At 46.9% G+C, this 16,889-nt stretch carries 14 protein-coding genes; 6 read left to right on the top strand and 8 right to left on the bottom strand.

Annotated elements, in window-relative coordinates:
• The first annotated feature begins 315 nt into the window (after positions 1-315).
• A complete protein-coding gene (gene dnaA / locus BHV73_RS05400) occupies positions 316-1,710 on the top strand; it encodes a chromosomal replication initiator protein DnaA (RefSeq protein WP_022219016.1) in 1,395 nt (464 codons plus the stop codon).
• A gap of 207 nt (positions 1,711-1,917) precedes the next feature.
• Here the strand turns inward: dnaA and BHV73_RS05395 are convergent, their stop codons facing one another.
• Positions 1,918-2,652, bottom strand: coding sequence for an NADPH-dependent oxidoreductase (locus BHV73_RS05395; protein ID WP_022219017.1), 735 nt, complete (start codon positions 2,650-2,652; stop codon positions 1,918-1,920).
• A 341-nt stretch (positions 2,653-2,993) separates the two neighbouring features.
• On the opposite strand from BHV73_RS05395, the gene BHV73_RS05390 reads away from it, so the two are divergent.
• Positions 2,994-5,531 carry an adenosylcobalamin-dependent ribonucleoside-diphosphate reductase gene (locus BHV73_RS05390; RefSeq protein WP_009123084.1) on the top strand — a complete coding sequence of 846 codons (2,538 nt, stop codon included), beginning with the start codon at positions 2,994-2,996 and terminating at the stop codon, positions 5,529-5,531.
• A gap of 130 nt (positions 5,532-5,661) precedes the next feature.
• The gene (locus BHV73_RS05385; protein ID WP_286737331.1) at positions 5,662-8,352 is read left to right on the top strand and encodes a 4-alpha-glucanotransferase; all 2,691 of its coding nucleotides are present in this window, start codon (positions 5,662-5,664) and stop codon (positions 8,350-8,352) included.
• 174 nt (positions 8,353-8,526) lie between these two features.
• On the opposite strand, the gene BHV73_RS05380 is transcribed toward BHV73_RS05385, so the two are convergent.
• Positions 8,527-9,303, bottom strand: a complete 777-nt coding sequence (locus BHV73_RS05380) for a class I SAM-dependent methyltransferase (RefSeq protein WP_009123082.1) — start codon at positions 9,301-9,303, stop codon at positions 8,527-8,529.
• Between the two features lie 335 nt (positions 9,304-9,638).
• Here BHV73_RS05380 and folB point away from each other — a divergent pair, with 335 nt between their 5' ends.
• A complete protein-coding gene (folB, locus tag BHV73_RS05375; protein WP_022219022.1) occupies positions 9,639-9,998 on the top strand; it encodes a dihydroneopterin aldolase in 360 nt (119 codons plus the stop codon).
• Positions 9,999-10,006: 8 nt separating this feature from the next.
• On the opposite strand, the gene BHV73_RS05370 is transcribed toward folB, so the two are convergent.
• From BHV73_RS05370 to mtaB, 4 genes are read right to left on the bottom strand one after another with little or no spacing between them, the layout of a single operon-like run.
• Entirely contained in the window at positions 10,007-10,525 is a 519-nt protein-coding gene (locus tag BHV73_RS05370; RefSeq protein ID WP_009123080.1) for a methylglyoxal synthase, read from the bottom strand.
• A 47-nt stretch (positions 10,526-10,572) separates the two neighbouring features.
• Positions 10,573-11,589, bottom strand: a complete 1,017-nt coding sequence (locus BHV73_RS05365) for a glycosyltransferase family 2 protein (protein WP_087412316.1) — start codon at positions 11,587-11,589, stop codon at positions 10,573-10,575.
• Positions 11,582-12,481: a lysophospholipid acyltransferase family protein gene (locus BHV73_RS05360; protein ID WP_087412317.1), complete on the bottom strand. Its 900-nt coding sequence runs from the start codon at positions 12,479-12,481 to the stop codon at positions 11,582-11,584. The genes BHV73_RS05365 and BHV73_RS05360 overlap by 8 nt, the downstream gene beginning before the upstream one ends.
• A gap of 22 nt (positions 12,482-12,503) precedes the next feature.
• On the bottom strand, positions 12,504-13,841 hold the full coding sequence (gene mtaB / locus BHV73_RS05355; RefSeq protein WP_087412318.1) for a tRNA (N(6)-L-threonylcarbamoyladenosine(37)-C(2))-methylthiotransferase MtaB: 1,338 nt from the start codon (positions 13,839-13,841) through the stop codon (positions 12,504-12,506).
• 84 nt (positions 13,842-13,925) lie between these two features.
• Between mtaB and BHV73_RS05350 the strand changes: the two genes are divergently transcribed.
• Both BHV73_RS05350 and BHV73_RS05345 read left to right on the top strand, forming a co-directional pair.
• On the top strand, positions 13,926-15,599 hold the full coding sequence (locus tag BHV73_RS05350; RefSeq protein ID WP_087412412.1) for a long-chain fatty acid--CoA ligase: 1,674 nt from the start codon (positions 13,926-13,928) through the stop codon (positions 15,597-15,599).
• 157 nt (positions 15,600-15,756) lie between these two features.
• On the top strand, positions 15,757-15,963 hold the full coding sequence (locus tag BHV73_RS05345; RefSeq protein ID WP_009123074.1) for a hypothetical protein: 207 nt from the start codon (positions 15,757-15,759) through the stop codon (positions 15,961-15,963).
• 235 nt (positions 15,964-16,198) lie between these two features.
• Here BHV73_RS05345 and rplI read toward each other — a convergent pair whose 3' ends face one another.
• Both rplI and rpsR read right to left on the bottom strand, forming a co-directional pair.
• On the bottom strand, positions 16,199-16,648 hold the full coding sequence (gene rplI / locus BHV73_RS05340; RefSeq protein ID WP_009123073.1) for a 50S ribosomal protein L9: 450 nt from the start codon (positions 16,646-16,648) through the stop codon (positions 16,199-16,201).
• A gap of 15 nt (positions 16,649-16,663) precedes the next feature.
• A partial coding sequence (rpsR, locus tag BHV73_RS05335; RefSeq protein ID WP_286737328.1) for a 30S ribosomal protein S18 occupies positions 16,664-16,889 on the bottom strand: 226 nt, incomplete at its 5' end.

Here is a 16,889-nt window from a genome sequence, read left to right as displayed (position 1 = left end):
ACTTATCTGTTTGGGGAAAGAAAGCCCTTGATAAGTCTATGTATAAAGTAAAAAAGAGGTTTATATTCACTCTGCCCGCAGAGGATATAAAGGCCCGCAAACAGACGATAATCCACTACATTACAGGCTATTATATAAAAGCAAGAGCTCCTATAAAGGCATAGGTTTCATGTATTCCGATAAGTAGCTGAAAGTAAAGAGATTATTATTTTCTTGAGAAACACAAGAAAAAAGAGATTTGTTTTTTTCAAATAAGATTGCCAATTTTGCAAACGTAGAAGTTTTGCTTAAATAATAAATGTATTAGTAGCCGTTATGAGTGAACAGGATCATGTCGGATTATGGAACCGCTGTCTTGAAATCATCAGAGACAATGTTCCGGAACAGACATATAAAACTTGGTTTCTCCCCATCATTCCCTTAAAATATGAGGACAAAACGCTCGTTGTACAAGTTCCCAGCCAGTTCTTTTACGAATTTCTGGAGGATAAATTTGTAGACTTGTTGCGTAAGACCCTTTATAAGGTAATCGGAGAGGGAACAAAGTTGATGTATAATGTTATGGTGGACAAAAGTTCACGGCCTGAAAAGACCGTAAACTACGAGTCTACCCACCGTACTATTATACCGCAAAAACAGACGATAGATAAAGCCATTCCGCAGATACCTGTTCCCGACCTGGATCCGCATCTGAATCCGGAATACAACTTCGACACATTTATCGAAGGATATAGCAACAAACTTTCTCGCAGCGTTGCAGAAGCGGTAGCGCTCAATCCGGCGAAAACTATCTTCAATCCGTTGTTTTTGTACGGGGCGTCAGGTGTGGGGAAAACTCACCTTGCCAATGCCATCGGTACAAAAATCAAGGAATTATATCCTGAGAAACGCGTATTGTATGTATCTGCGCATCTATTCCAGGTGCAATACACCGATTCCGTACGCAACAACACAACCAACGACTTCATCAACTTCTACCAGACAATCGACATTTTGATTATTGACGATATCCAAGAATTTGCAGGCGTTACCAAAACGCAGAACACGTTCTTCCACATCTTCAATCATCTGCATCAAAACGGCAAACAGCTTATCCTTACTTCCGACCGTGCTCCCGTACTGCTTCAAGGTATGGAAGAACGCCTGATTACACGTTTCAAATGGGGAATGGTAGCGGAATTGGAAAAGCCTACGGTGGAATTGCGCAAAAACATCCTGCGGAATAAGATACATCGTGACGGTTTACAATTTCCGCCGGAGGTTATTGACTATATAGCCGAAAATGTAGGCAACAGTGTGCGTGATTTGGAAGGTATCGTCATCTCCATCATGGCTCATTCCACCATATATAACAAGGAAATCGATCTGGAATTGGCGCAACGCATTGTACGCAAAGTCGTGAACAGCGAAAGCAAGGCCATAACCATCGATGATATAATCACCACCGTATGTAAGCACTTCGGTTTGGAAAATGCCGCCATACATACAAAATCGCGCAAACGCGAAGTGGTGCAGGCCCGCCAAATAGCCATGTATTTAGCCAAAAATCACACAGACTTCTCTACTGCAAAAATAGGTACGTTAATCGGAAACAAAGACCATGCTACCGTACTGCACGCTTGCAAAACAATCAAGCAGCTGAAAGAAGTCGATAAATCATTCCGTGCTGAAATCGAAGAGATTCAGACCGCACTGAAAAAAGGAAACTGAAATACTGAAATTAAATATAAGGTATAAACGCATAAGTAAATATTAAAAATTACTATCTGTCATTCAGAGCGAAGCGAAGAATCTCTTCTCTTTATGTATTCAAAAAGGGAGTAGGTTCTTCGCTTCGCTCTGAATGACAGGTAGCATAAGCCGATTATGTGTATTTACTTATGAAAAACGCAACATACGATTATATTTCATACTTCATCAAAACCCTTGCGCTTTCATCGCTTTCCAAAGCGTTTCGGACATGGCTTCGCTGTCTTTCTTCGTATAGCGCACATCTGTAAAGACCTGAGCCAGCGTTTCTTTATTATTTTCGACAATAAACCGTTTATTTTCGGGTAAAGATTCCTTGTATGCATAAAGGCGGTCGATATCCTCGGGAGTATAGTCATGGTAAGTTTCTTCATGGACAATGGCCTCCAAAGGCAGGCGGTCTACTTGCTCAGGCGTTTCCGCAGGCCAGCCCACGGTAACGGTGGTGATAGGAAAAACCAATTCGGGCAATTCCAACGCTTCAATAATCATTTGGGGATTGTAGGTGGTAGTACCCAAATAACAGATGCCCAGACCTTTTTCTTCGGCTGCCACACAGAATGTTTGCGCTGCCAATAAGGCATCCACAGACCCGGTAACAAACCATTCAAAATTGTTATATCCCGGCTCCGCCTTCCGCAGCTCACACCATTTGCTAAAACGACGCAGGTCAATGCAAAAAGTAAGGACTACCGGCGCTGTCTGTACCATAGGCTGATTGAAATGCGCCGGCGCCAACTTGGCCTTACGCTCAGCGTCACGAGTTACAACCACACTATAAACCTGCATGTTTCCAACCGTAGAAGCACGAAAAGAGGTTTCAAGCAAATCATTTAACAAATCAGAAGAAATATCTTTCTGCTGATATTTACGGATTGTTCTCCTTTGTTTTAAGCTTTCCATTCTTTCTTTTTTCTGCAAATATATAAAAAGAAATACAGAGTATCATTTAATGCCCCCGAATATGTGCACCCATATTTTCTAAAAAGAGCAAGCCACCCACGCAGCAATCATCTACATAATTTTCTTTTTGGAAAACTTTTTGTTCATTTTAAAAAGTTATTTTTATGTAAATCAAACTATTAACTAATAAAAACGGAAAACTTACACTCCGTTGATAAAAACATCTCTTTTTATTTTGCAATAACAAAAAACATTCATAGATTTGCAATCACATTTGTTAGCTGTAAGTACGACTTCTACACTTTTACTTATTTACAATTAAATCTAAGAGATATTGCATCGTGGAAAAGAAAATTTATTCTTATGACGAAGCCTACGAAGAATCTTTACGATACTTCCAAGGCGACGAACTGGCTGCAAGGGTTTGGGTGAACAAATATGCAGTCAAAGACTCTTTCGGAAATATTTACGAAAAGTCTCCGGAAGACATGCATTGGAGAATAGCCAATGAAGTAGCCCGTATTGAGGCCAAGTACCCTAACGCACTGACTTCCGAAGAACTCTTCGACCTGCTGAACCACTTCAAATACATCGTTCCGCAAGGAAGTCCGATGACCGGAATCGGAAACAATTACCAGGTAGCTTCCCTCTCCAACTGCTTTGTAATAGGCGTGGATGGTGAAGCCGACTCTTACGGTGCAATCTTCAAAGTAGACGAAGAACAAGTACAGCTAATGAAACGCCGCGGCGGTGTGGGACACGACTTGTCTCATATCCGTCCGAAAGGTTCTCCCGTAAAGAACTCCGCTTTAACTTCAACCGGACTGGTTCCTTTCATGGAACGCTACTCCAACTCTACCCGCGAAGTGGCTCAAGACGGCCGTCGGGGCGCGTTGATGCTAAGCGTATCTATCAAGCATCCGGATTCGGAAGCCTTCATAGACGCAAAGATGACAGAAGGAAAAGTTACGGGCGCCAATGTTTCCGTTAAGCTGACCGACGCATTTATGCAAGCCGCCATCGATGGTACGCCATTCGTACAGCAATATCCCATTGACGCTACGGAGCCTGTATTCAAGAAAGAAATCAGCGCAGCCGATTTGTGGAAGAAAATTGTGCACAACGCATGGAAGTCCGCCGAACCCGGCGTACTCTTTTGGGACACTATCCTAAAAGAATCCGTGCCCGATTGCTATGCAGATTTGGGCTACCGTACGGTATCCACCAATCCTTGCGGTGAAATACCGTTGTGCCCCTACGACTCTTGCCGTTTGCTGGCCATCAACCTATATTCATACGTGGTCAATCCGTTCAAGCCGGACGCTTACTTCGACTTTGACCTGTTCAAGAAACACGTTGCACTGGCCCAACGTATCATGGACGACATCATCGACCTGGAACTGGAGAAGATAGAGCGCATCATGGCCAAGATTGATTCTGACCCGGAAAACGAAGATGTAAAACATACTGAAAGCGTTTTGTGGCAGAAGATATACAAGAAGAGCGGTCAAGGCCGTCGTACCGGTGTGGGCATCACCGCCGAAGGCGATATGCTGGCAGCGTTAGGATTGCGTTACGGAACCGAAGAAGCAACCGAATTTGCTGAAAAAGTACATAAGACGGTAGCGCTGAGCGCCTACCGTTCTTCCGTGGAAATGGCAAAAGAGCGTGGCGCTTTCGAAGTGTACGACAGCGAACGCGAGAAGAACAACCCGTTCATCAACCGCCTGCGTGAAGCCGATCCCGAATTATACGAGGAAATGAAGAAATACGGACGTCGCAACATCGCCTGCCTCACCATTGCGCCGACAGGTACGACAAGCCTGATGACGCAGACCACCTCCGGCATCGAGCCCGTGTTCCTGCCCGTCTACAAACGCCGCCGCAAAGTCAATCCGAACGACGCCAACGTACATATCGATTTCGTTGACGAAACCGGAGACGCTTTCGAAGAATACATCGTATTCCATCCCAAGTTCGTTACATGGATGGAAGCGGAAGGCTACGATCCCGCCAAACGCTATACACAAGACGAGATAGATGCGCTCGTTGAAAAGTCACCTTATTATAAAGCGACTTCCAACGACGTAGACTGGCTGATGAAAGTCAAGATGCAGGGACGTATCCAGAAATGGGTAGACCACTCTATCAGCGTTACCATCAACCTGCCGAACGATGTGGACGAAGAACTGGTAAACCGCCTGTACATCGAAGCGTGGAAATCCGGTTGCAAGGGCTGTACGGTTTATCGCGACGGTTCGCGTTCCGGCGTGCTGATTTCCGCCAAGAGCGAAAAGAAAGAAGAGCTTCCGCCGTGCAAGCCGCCTACGGTTGTCGAAACCCGTCCTAAGGTATTGGAAGCGGATGTGGTGCGCTTCCAGAACAACAAGGAAAAATGGGTGGCATTCGTCGGTTTGCTGGACGGACATCCTTACGAAATATTCACCGGTCTTCAAGACGACGATGAAGGTATCATCCTTCCGAAGAATGTTTCAACAGGACACATCATCAAGAACGTCGATGAAAACGGAAACAAACGTTACGACTTCCAGTTCGAGAACAAACGCGGCTACAAAGTCACCATCGAGGGACTGTCCGAGAAGTTCAACAAAGAGTACTGGAACTACGCCAAACTCATCTCCGGCGTATTGCGCTACCGTATGCCTATCGAGCAGGTAATGAAGCTGGTAAGCTCACTGCAACTGGACAGCGAGAACATCAACACCTGGAAGAACGGCGTGGAACGCGCACTGAAGAAATACGTAACGGACGGAACGGAAGCCAAAGGCAAGAAATGCCCGAACTGCGGCAACGAAACGCTGGTGTATCAGGAAGGCTGCCTTATCTGTACCACTTGCGGCGCATCCCGTTGCGGATAAGGCTCAGGCAAGCACAAACGTTTGCATAGGAATTTAAATGAGATAGCTGACAATAGCTGCATGATTATGAGGAATATTTTTTATACTTGCATAATCATTGCAGCTATTGTTATTTCTAAATCTAATATATATGACTTTATCATTTAATATCGAGTACAGAACCAATTGGGGTGAAGAAGTCAGAGTTTCAGGCTCCATACCTGAACTCGGAAACGAACATCCCGACCAAGCATTACCGCTACAAACCGTAGACGGTATTCACTGGACTGCGGAAGTCGGCATCGCATTGCCGGAAAACGGATTTGTCCAATACAGCTACTATATCTTCCGCGACGGCCGGCCTACACGCGCAGAGTGGAACAGCCTGCCCCGCACACTTTACCTTTCCGGCACCTCCAAGAAAGTCTACCGGATACAGGATTGCTGGAAAAACCTGCCGGAACAGCAGTATTTCTATACTTCCGCCTTTACGGAATCTCTCCTGGCACACCGCGAACGCAGCGCGGCACCCAAAGGCCACAAGAAGGGATTGTTGATAAAGGCGTATTCCCCCTGCATCGACAGCGACCACTGTCTGGGCATCTGCGGAAACCAACCGATGTTCGGAGACTGGAATCCGGACAAAGCCGTGCTTATGAGCGACGCCAATTTCCCGGAATGGCAGATAGAGGTAGATGCCGCCAAAATCAGCTTCCCGCTGGAATATAAATTCATTCTGTATAATAAGAAAGAACGCCGTGCCGTTTGCTGGGAAAACAACCCGAACCGCTATATGGCGGAGCCGCAAACAGGTGCAAACGAGACGGTTGTCATCGGCGACCGCTACGTATATTTCAACCTTCCCGCCTGGAAAGGCGCAGGCGTTGCCGTACCCGTATTCTCGCTCCGTTCCGAGAAGAGCTTCGGCGTAGGCGACTTCGGCGACCTGAAACGCATGATTGACTGGGCAGTAAGTACCAAGCAGAAAGCCGTACAGATTCTGCCCATCAACGACACCACCATGACGCATACGTGGACGGACTCCTATCCTTATAACAGTATCTCCATCTACGCTTTCCACCCGATGTACACCGATTTGAAACAACTGGGTACATTGAAGGACAAAAAAGCCATGGCGGAATTCAACAGACGGCAGAAAGAGTTGAACGCCCTGCCCGCCGTCGATTACGAGGCAGTCAACAAAACCAAATGGGAATACTTCCACCTCATCTTCAAGCAAGAGGGAGAAAAGGTACTGGCCTCGGCGGCTTTCCGTGAATTCTTTGAAACAAACAAAGAATGGTTACAGCCTTATGCCGTTTTCAGCTACCTGCGCGACGCTTACAAAACGCCCGACTTCCGCGAGTGGCCCAAGTACGGCAGCTACGACGCCGCAGAAATTGAGAAGCTCTGCCAACCGGAATCTGCCGATTACCCGCACATCGCCATCTACTATTACATCCAGTTCAACCTGCATCTGCAATTGCTCGCCGCCACCGGACACGCGCGTGCCAACGGTGTCGTGCTGAAAGGCGATATACCTATCGGCATCAGCCGCAACAGCGTAGAGGCATGGACAGAGCCCCACTATTTCAACCTGAACGGACAAGCCGGCGCTCCGCCCGATGATTTCTCCGTCAACGGACAGAACTGGGGCTTCCCCACCTACAACTGGGATATCATGGAGAAAGACGGCTATGCATGGTGGATGAAGCGTTTCCGCAAAATGGCGGAATACTTCGACGCCTATCGCATCGACCACATCCTCGGCTTCTTCCGTATCTGGGAAATTCCCATGCATGCCGTACATGGCTTGCTGGGACAATTCGTGCCCGCCCTGCCCATGACACGTGAGGAAATAGAGAGCTACGGCCTCTCCTTCCGCGAAGAATTCCTGAAACCGTACATACACGAGTATTTCCTGGGACAGATGTTCGGCCCGCATACCGACTACGTAAAGCAGACCTTCATCGAACCGACGGACACCTGGGAAATCTACCGGATGCGTCCCGAATTCGACACCCAGCGCAAGGTAGAAGCCTACTTTGCCGGTAAGACGGATGAGGACAGCATTTGGATACGCGACGGTTTGTACGCGCTTATCAGCGACGTACTGTTTGTACCCGACCGCAACGACCCGTACAAGTACCACCCGCGCATCGGCGTGCAGCACGACTACATCTACCGTTCCTTGAACGATTGGGAGAAAGCCGCTTTCAACCGCCTGTACGATCAGTATTACTACCACCGCCACAACGAATTCTGGCGTGAGCAGACCATGAACAAGTTACCGCAACTGACGCAATCCACCCGGATGCTGGTATGCGGTGAAGACCTGGGCATGATTCCCGATTGCGTGGCATGGGTGATGAACGATTTGCGCATCCTTTCTTTGGAGATACAGCGTATGCCCAAAGACCCGGCACAAGAGTTCGGACATCCGGACTGGTATCCGTACCGTTCCGTTTGCACCATATCCACACACGATATGTCCACGCTGCGCGGCTGGTGGGAAGAAGACTTCCTGCAAACGCAACGTTACTACAATACCATGCTCGGACATTACGGCGCCGCTCCGGCGGTGGCCACGCCCGAACTTTGCGAGGAGGTTGTACGCAAACACCTGTACAGCAACTCTATCCTCTGCATACTCTCCTTGCAGGACTGGATGTCGATGGACGGTAAATGGCGCAACCCGAATGTACAGGAAGAGCGCATCAATGTTCCCGCCAACCCACGTCACTATTGGCGCTGGCGCATGCACCTGACGCTGGAACAACTGATGAAAGCCGAAAGCCTGAACGAAAAGATTAAAGAACTTATCGCGCAAACCGGACGATAAGCCAATCACAACAAGACAAGTAAAATCATCTCGTGAGATAAAATTATTCATCCCGCGAGATGATTTTTTTCGTCTCACGGGATGAATCTATCCGTTCCGCAAGACAAATATATTTGTCTTACGGAACGATTTTGCCCTGTGCCTGCATCCGGTCACGGATATCTCAGGCAATCATCAATCCACTCTCTTTGCGATGAAGAATGTATAGCCGTAGAATCTTTTATATTTTCCGTACAGTTCTTCCTCATCGGCCTGAAGCGCACTGAACTCCTCGGCAATCTTATTTCCGGCATATTTGGAAAGAAAAACTTCCTGAGCCGCACGCTTGGGAATGAAGTAATGTTCCGTCCAGCAATTTTCCGGCAAAACAAATGTAGCGACAGGCAGATACCCTGCTCCGTGCACCTTAGCCACCTGATTAGGAATCGTATCTATTTCGGGATACGCATCCATCCAATAATCGTTAATCTCCGCAGGACGTTCGTCCGTAAACCACGAGCTCTCGGATACGGCGATATAGCCGCCCGGCTTCAGATACTTACGCCACTCGTTCAGCCCACGCTCAAAACCGATATTGTAGATAGCTCCTTCCGACCAAATCAAGTCCAGCTCCCCTTCTTGGAAAGGAAGATTATCCATCGAGCCGACAATCCCTTTCACCCGGTCTTGCAGAGCGGCCTGCCTTGCGTTGCGATTAAAGATATCGACAAAACCGGGGAGAAAATCAAGTCCCGTAATCTTCCCGGGCGCATGCTCTGCCAGTACCATTGTCTGGCCGCCTGTTCCGCAACCGAGGTCGGCAATGAGAGACTTATCCGTAAGATTATCGATAAAGCTCAATGCCTTCAGCGTTACTTCGGGACTTCCGGGCCCCTGACGTTTCATGGTGGAAAAGAAATCACAGATTAAGTTAAGTTCGAAATCATGAATTGTTTTATTTTCATTACTCATTTTCGTAATATATTTCGCATACACGGAAAGCCTTGCAATGCTCCCGGCACCGTATGCAGATTAAACTTGAATTATAATCATAGGAAAACACTCCCGAAAGGAAATCATCCGAGAGTAAACGAAAGGACAATCCGCATCGATGATACAGATTGTTTACTACACCAAATCCGATTTAAACATTGTTGTCATGCCGCAAAGATACACAATATTCCGGCGTGCGGAAATATATAATGGACAAAAAGAAGATTTTCGTAAAGACAGACGGTTATTGCACTTCTGCAATTACAGAAGAAAGATTTTACCTATATTTGCACTCTAAAATATACCCATTGCGCATGACCAGCTACATATTCTTGAATCAGGTACACTTCTTTGCCCATCATGGTGTCGGCGGGCAAGAAACCATAGCAGGCAATGATTTTATCATTGATTTACGATTAAAGACCGACATCGCCCGTGCCGCAGAGACGGACGATGTGGCCAATACGGTGAGTTACGCCGATGTGTATGAAGCGGTAAAGGAAGAGATGGCCATCCCTTCCAAATTATTGGAGCACGTGTGCGGACGCATAGTTAAGCGTTTGTTTCACGACTTTCCTGCCGTTGAAAGTATAGACTTGAAACTATCCAAACGCAATCCGCCTATGGGTGCCGATTTGGACGCGGCAGGCGTGGAAGTGCATTGCGACAGATAGGCTTCCCGTCATTTCTTTTTCTTCCGTCTCTTTGCCGATTCAACAGCTTCGGCCACCACCTGCTTGTTCTCGAACCTCTTGGCGTAGTTGCTGTAATCGGGAACGGTACGTTCGTAAGCAGGATCAAGGAAGAGCGGACTCGAAATGATATGATCTGCCGTGCTGCGGTTACAACAAAAAACGATGTTCTCCACACCGGCAAGACGGGTCAAAGCTTTGACGTCCGTGTCGTGCGGCTGTAAAGTCATGGGATCCGTAAAGAAGAAAAGATAATCAATCTCTCCGTCCACAATGCGTGAGCCCATCTGCTGGTCGCCACCCAAAGGACCGGACTTGAGGATGGTAAAATCCCATTCCACATCGGGATGCTTCTCTTTCAGCGCCGCAAGAATAAGGGTTCCCGTAGTGCCCGTACAATAGAATTTATGTCCCATAAGCAGTTCCGAATTCCAAAGTACCCACTCGATGAGGTCTTTCTTCATGGCATCATGCGCCACCAAGCCAATCTTTCTAACCAATTTTTCCATAAGCTAATAACTTTAACAAATAAACAATCGGAAACAGATAACAGTTCTTACAATTGAGAGAAACGTTTCTTCCCGCGCAGATAAAACTGTACCAAGATACTGCTTTTTGTCCGTTCGGGAATCACCGGAAGGGATGTTTTTTTCAGGTTCTCCCTACGGGCGTCCGCAAACGAGGGACGAAGCAAACGGAATACACGACGCGCGCGAATCACCGCCCACATATTGGGAAACTGCCCTTTCAGCAGAAAACTCAGGGCTGCCACATAATCAAGAACCGCACGCGCACGCATCACAAAGGCCAACTCTTCCTGCGGCAGATTCTTATAGAGCATTACAAGATTGTTACGAAAATTGAGAAAGGTCTTATGAGGGTTCTCTTTCTTCAAGGTTGCACCGCCTACATGATAGACGGTACTTTGGGGCACGCAAACCAGCATCCGTCCGCGGGCGCGAAGCCGCCAGCACAAGTCAATCTCCTCCATGTGGGCAAAGAAACGGCCATCCAGTCCGCCGGCATCCCGATAGTCTTTCTGACGGATAAACAGGGTGGCTCCTGTAACCCAAAACACCGGAATGACAGTATCATACTGCCCGTTGTCCTTCTCCACTACACTCATTATCCGTCCCCGGCAGAAGGGATAACCGTAGCGATCTATAAATCCGCCGGCTGCTCCCGCATATTCAAACAGTTCTTTTTGACGCCAACTCCGGATTTTAGGTTGGCACGCCGCAACCTCAGGATGGGCGTCCATATAGTTTATGAGTGGCGCCAACCAGTGTTCGGTCACTTCCACATCGGAATTAAGCAATACCACATATTCGGCGGATACTTGTTGCAAGGCAAGATTATATCCCTCGGCAAAACCGAGATTTTCTTTTAAGATAATAAGGTGTACGGACGGGAACTCTTGTCGGAGCATATCGACGGAAGCATCCGTCGAACCGTTATCCGCCACATAAATTTCCGCGCCTTCCGTTTTGGAACAGCGTATTACGGAAGGAAGAAACGAACGAAGCATTTCACATCCGTTCCAGTTTAATATGACAACGGCTGTCTTATCCATGTTGTATGGCATCTTCACGCTTTAGTTTCCAACGCTTATGCGACCAGAACCAATAGGGCGGTTCCCTACGAATTGTCTGCTCCAAACGGCGGGCAAAACATTCCGTTATCTCACCGTCGGCAGTTGCCTTCGGCGTTTCGGTTATCAAGTCAAACCGGACACGGCAATAGCCCCTCCCCCGCTTCTTCAATTCGCAATAGAATACGGGGAAATCCATGAGTTTCGCTATACGCTCGGCACCGTCCATAAAACCGGTATCCTGATTCAGGAAGGTTGTCCAATGATGCGCCTCGTTAGGATTGGGAGACTGATCGGTTATCATTCCCACCGCCACACGTTTATTGTCACGACGCAGTTTGATAATTTCACGCGCCGTAGAATGTTTGGGCACATTGTAACCGCCGAAGCGGGCACGGATGCGTTTAAACATCGCATCCATATATTTATTGTGCAGCGGTTTATAGATTTGTACCGGTATATCTCCCTCTTGCATAATACTGCTCATTCCCGTAATCCACTCGAAATTAGCGTAATGCGGTATGAGCAACACAATGCCGCCATGTTTCTCGATCATGGCAAGGTACTCTTCCTTATTGTCATATTCCATGCGCCGGCAGAGTTCCTTGAAAGACATGCGCAGCATCTTCACCTCCTCCAGCATATAATCGCAGATATAACGATAGAACCCGCGTTCTATATCCCGCAGTTCCGTCTCGGACTTTTCGGGAAATGCATGGCGCAAATTAGTGCGTACCACTCTGCGCCGATAGTGCACGACGTGATGCATCAAAAAGCAAAGCCCGTCGGATAGCGCATAAAGCGCCTTAAAAGGCAATAAGGCCAACAGCCACATGCCTGCATAAGTCAACCAATAAATCAATCTCGATTTCACCTTGTCAATTCCTTATTACTGATTACTTATCTGCCAATCCCTTATCGCCAAGCACTCCCAAAAGAGCCGTGCCTTCTTCATTAAAATCACCCATACGCGCCGGAATTACCTGATTATCCAACGCATCATCATGCGGTACTTCCACCCGGATATAATTCGGAGTAAAGCCGTGCATAGGTGTTCCCGGTTTAGAGCGCTCCAACAGAACCGGCATTGTCTGCCCGATATGGCGGGCGTAAAACGCGCGTGTCTTTTCGTCCGACAATTCCAGCAGAAGCTGGCTGCGTCTGTGCTTTTCCTCGGCGGATACCACATGGTCTATCTTCAAGGCCTGCGTGCCCGGACGTTCGGAATAGCTGAACACATGAAGCTGCGTCACATCCAGGCCTTGAATAAACCGGTAGGCCTGTTCAAAGTATTCTTCCGTTTCTCCACGGGTACCCACAATTACGTCCACGCCGATAAAGGCATCAGGCATCACTTCCTTTATCCGCCTCACTTTAGAAGCAAATAAAGCCGTATCATATCGCCTGCGCATCAGTTTCAACACTTCATCGCTACCCGATTGCAACGGGATATGGAAATGAGGCATGAACCGCTTGGAACGGGATACGAACTCAATGATTTCGTCCGTCAGCAAGTTAGGCTCGATAGAAGATATACGATAGCGTTCGATGCCTTCCACTTCGTCCAGCGCTTTCACCAAATCAAAAAAAGTTTCCCCTGTCGATTTGCCGAAATCACCGATGTTTACTCCTGTCAAGACAATCTCCTTACCGCCTTCGGCCGCCGCCTGACGAGCCTGCTCCACAAGAGAGGCAATACTTCCGTTACGACTGCGTCCGCGGGCAAAAGGAATGGTGCAATAAGAGCAGTAATAATCGCAACCGTCCTGCACTTTCAAGAAGAAACGGGTACGGTCGCCGCGCGAGCACGACGGAGCGAACGAACGGATATCTTTCAAAGCGGAGGTATAGGCCTCACCGCTTTCATGCTTTTTCAAGTCACCCAGATATTGAAGCAGGTCTTTCTTCTGCTCCGCCCCCAGCACAACGTCCACGCCTTCTATCTTTGCCACGGCATCCGGCTTCAACTGGGCATAACACCCCGTTACCACCACAAAAGCTCCCGGATGCTGCTTCACCAAACGATGAATGGCCTGGCGGCACTTCTTATCCGCCACTTCGGTAACCGAACAGGTGTTTACCACACATATATCCGCTTTCTCTCCCTTGCGCGCCGTACGCACGCCTGCCTCCCGCAAAATCTTACCGATAGTCGAGGTCTCCGAGAAATTCAGCTTGCACCCCAACGTATAGTAAACCGCTGTCTTATCTTGAAATATATTGGTATCTATCATGAGCCTAAATCACATTTTCACGACAAAGGTACACATTATTATTATATTTTTCCTACTTTTGCACAATTCATCAAAAAACGTGCAATGATACAAAAAAACTTTATCAAGCTATACGAGCATAGTTTCCGCGAGAATTGGGACCTCCCCTGTTATACCGATTATGGAGAAAACGAAAGTTATACCTACGGAGAAGTTGCGCAAGAAATTGCCAAATTACACCTGTTATTCAAGCATTGCAGCCTGCGCCGCGGCGATAAGATAGCGGTTATCGGCAAGAATAATGCCCGCTGGTGCATCGCTTATATGGCGGTTATCACTTATGGCGGTATCGTAGTTCCTATCCTGCAGGATTTCAACCCCAATGATGTACATCACATCGTTAATCATTCCGAATCTGTATTCCTCTTTACCAGCGATGCCATTTGGGAGCATCTGGAAGAAGAACGGCTTACCGGCTTGCGCGGAGTATTCTCTCTCAATGATTTCCGCTGCCTGTATCAGCGTGACGGAGAGACTATCCAACGTTTCCTCAAACATCTGGGCGATAAAATGGAAGAAACCTATCCGAATGGTTTCACACGGGAAGATGTGACTTATACCGACCTTTCCAATGACAAAATAATGTTGTTGAACTATACTTCGGGTACGACGGGTTTCAGCAAAGGCGTTATGCTGACCGGAAACAACCTGGCAGGCAACGTAACTTTCGGCATCCGTACCGAATTGCTGAAGAAAGGTGATAAAGTGCTCTCTTTCCTGCCGTTGGCACATGCTTACGGTTGCGCTTTCGACTTCCTGACCGCTACGGCTGTGGGCACTCATGTCACGTTGTTGGGCAAAATTCCTTCTCCCAAAATCCTGATGAAGGCATTTGAAGAAGTAAAACCCAATCTGATTATAACCGTCCCCCTTGTGATTGAAAAGATATACAAGAATGTCATTCAGCCTATTATCAACAAAAAGTCCATGAAATGGGCGCTCAGCATTCCTTTGCTGGACGGACAAATATACGGGCAAATCCGCAAGAAACTGGTAGATGCGCTGGGTGGCCGGTTCAAGGAAGTCATCATCGGCGGCGCCGCCATGAACCCGGAAGTGGAGGAATTCTTTCATCGCATCAAATTCCCTTTCACCATCGGTTACGGCATGACGGAATGTGCCCCGCTTATCAGCTACGCCCCATGGAACGAATTCGTAACGACCTCTTCCGGACGGGTACTCGACATCATGGAAGCCCGCATCTATAAAGAAAATCCGGATGACCGACTGGGCGAGATACAGGTACGCGGTGAAAACGTAATGGTTGGTTATTATAAGAATCCGGAAGCCACCAAAGAAGTTTTTACCGAGGACGGCTGGCTGCGTACCGGTGACTTAGGTACTTTGGACGACAACAACAACCTTTATATCCGCGGACGCAGCAAAACCATGATCCTAAGCTCCAGCGGACAGAATATCTTTCCGGAAGAAATAGAGGCCCGCCTCAACAACATGCCGTTTGTCCTGGAAAGCCTTGTGATTGAACGTAATAAGAAATTGGTAGCTTTGGTTTATGCCGACTACGAAGCATTGGATTCCTTAGGATTGAATAATCCGGAAAACCTGAAGACCATTATGGACGAAAATCTCAAAAGCCTGAATAACAGCGTTGCCGCTTACGAAAAAGTCAGCCAGATACAGCTTTATCCTACAGAATTTGAGAAAACTCCCAAAAGAAGCATCAAAAGGTATTTATATAATAGTATCGCAGAAGATTAATATGTTATAGAACATGCTTAAAGCGGGAAAAACGGGCTTTCCTCAAAAAAAATTATAAAAAAAGTTGGGTTTTGGAGAACAACGTATCTAAAAAGTACATACCTTTGCATCGTTTTAATAAAGCAATTGATTGTATTACGTTTTAAAAGTAAAGAAAATGAAAAAATTAGTTTTGATGGCCGTAGCTATCGTAGCAGTATCTTTCGCATCTTGTGGTAACAAAGCAGCTAACGCTGAACAAGCAACAGCTGATTCAATCCGTATCGCTGACTCAATCGCAGCTGTAGAAGCAGCAGCAGCTGAAGCAGCAGCCGCAGTAGCTGACACAACTGCAGCAGATAGCGCAGCAGTTGTAGCTGAATAATTTCAGTACAACATTAGAGAGAATTGAAAGTCTGACGTACGAAAGTACGGACAGACTTTTTTTATATCTACAAATATCTATTCCCACAAACATATTTGTCATTCAGAGCGAGCGAAGCATTCCTTTTCTTAAATGCAGAGAGAGGAAATTCTTCGCTCGCTCTGAATGACAAGGAATCAAAAAAGCCCGGTTTCTGAAAAGAAACCGGGCTTTCCCTTTATATAGAATTCTATATTTATGCTTCTTCAGCAACTACTTCGAAAGGAATTTCTACAGAAACCTCTTTGTGCAGTTTAACGATAGCTTTGTAGTTACCAACTTCTTTCACTGCGTCTTTAACAACGATAATCTTACGATCGATGTTATGACCCAATTTAGCCAACTCTTCAGCAATCTGGATATTACCAACTGAACCGAAGATAGTGCCGGTTGCGCTAACCTTAGTAGCAATCTTCAAAGATACGCCTTCCAGCTTAGCAGCCAGTTCTTCAGCGTCCTTTTTGATTTTCTCCAACTTGTGAGCGCGTTGTTTCAACTCTTCAGCCAGCATTTTCTTTGCAGCAGGAGAAGCGATGACAGCTTTTCCTGTCGGGATGAGGTAGTTACGACCATAACCGGATTTTACGGTTACGATATCGTTCTTATAACCCAAGTTTACTATGTCTTCTTTCAATATAATTTCCATACTTTCCTCCTCCTATTATTTCATCATGTCAGTTACATAAGGCAGCAACGCCAAGTGACGTGCTCTCTTCACAGCTTGAGCTACACGACGTTGGAACTTCAAAGAAGTACCTGTAATACGACGCGGAAGGATTTTACCTTGCTCATTCAAGAATTTCTTCAAGAATTCAGGATCTTTGTAGTCGATGTACTTAATACCGCTCTTTTTGAAACGGCAGTATTTTTTCTTCTTAACGTCTACT

This window comes from Bacteroides sp. 44_46 (assembly GCF_001915465.1).
Taxonomy (GTDB): Bacteria; Bacteroidota; Bacteroidia; order Bacteroidales; family Bacteroidaceae; genus Bacteroides; species Bacteroides clarus.
The sequence above is the reverse complement of the archived record's forward strand: the minus strand, read 5'-3'. Positions and strand labels throughout refer to the sequence as shown.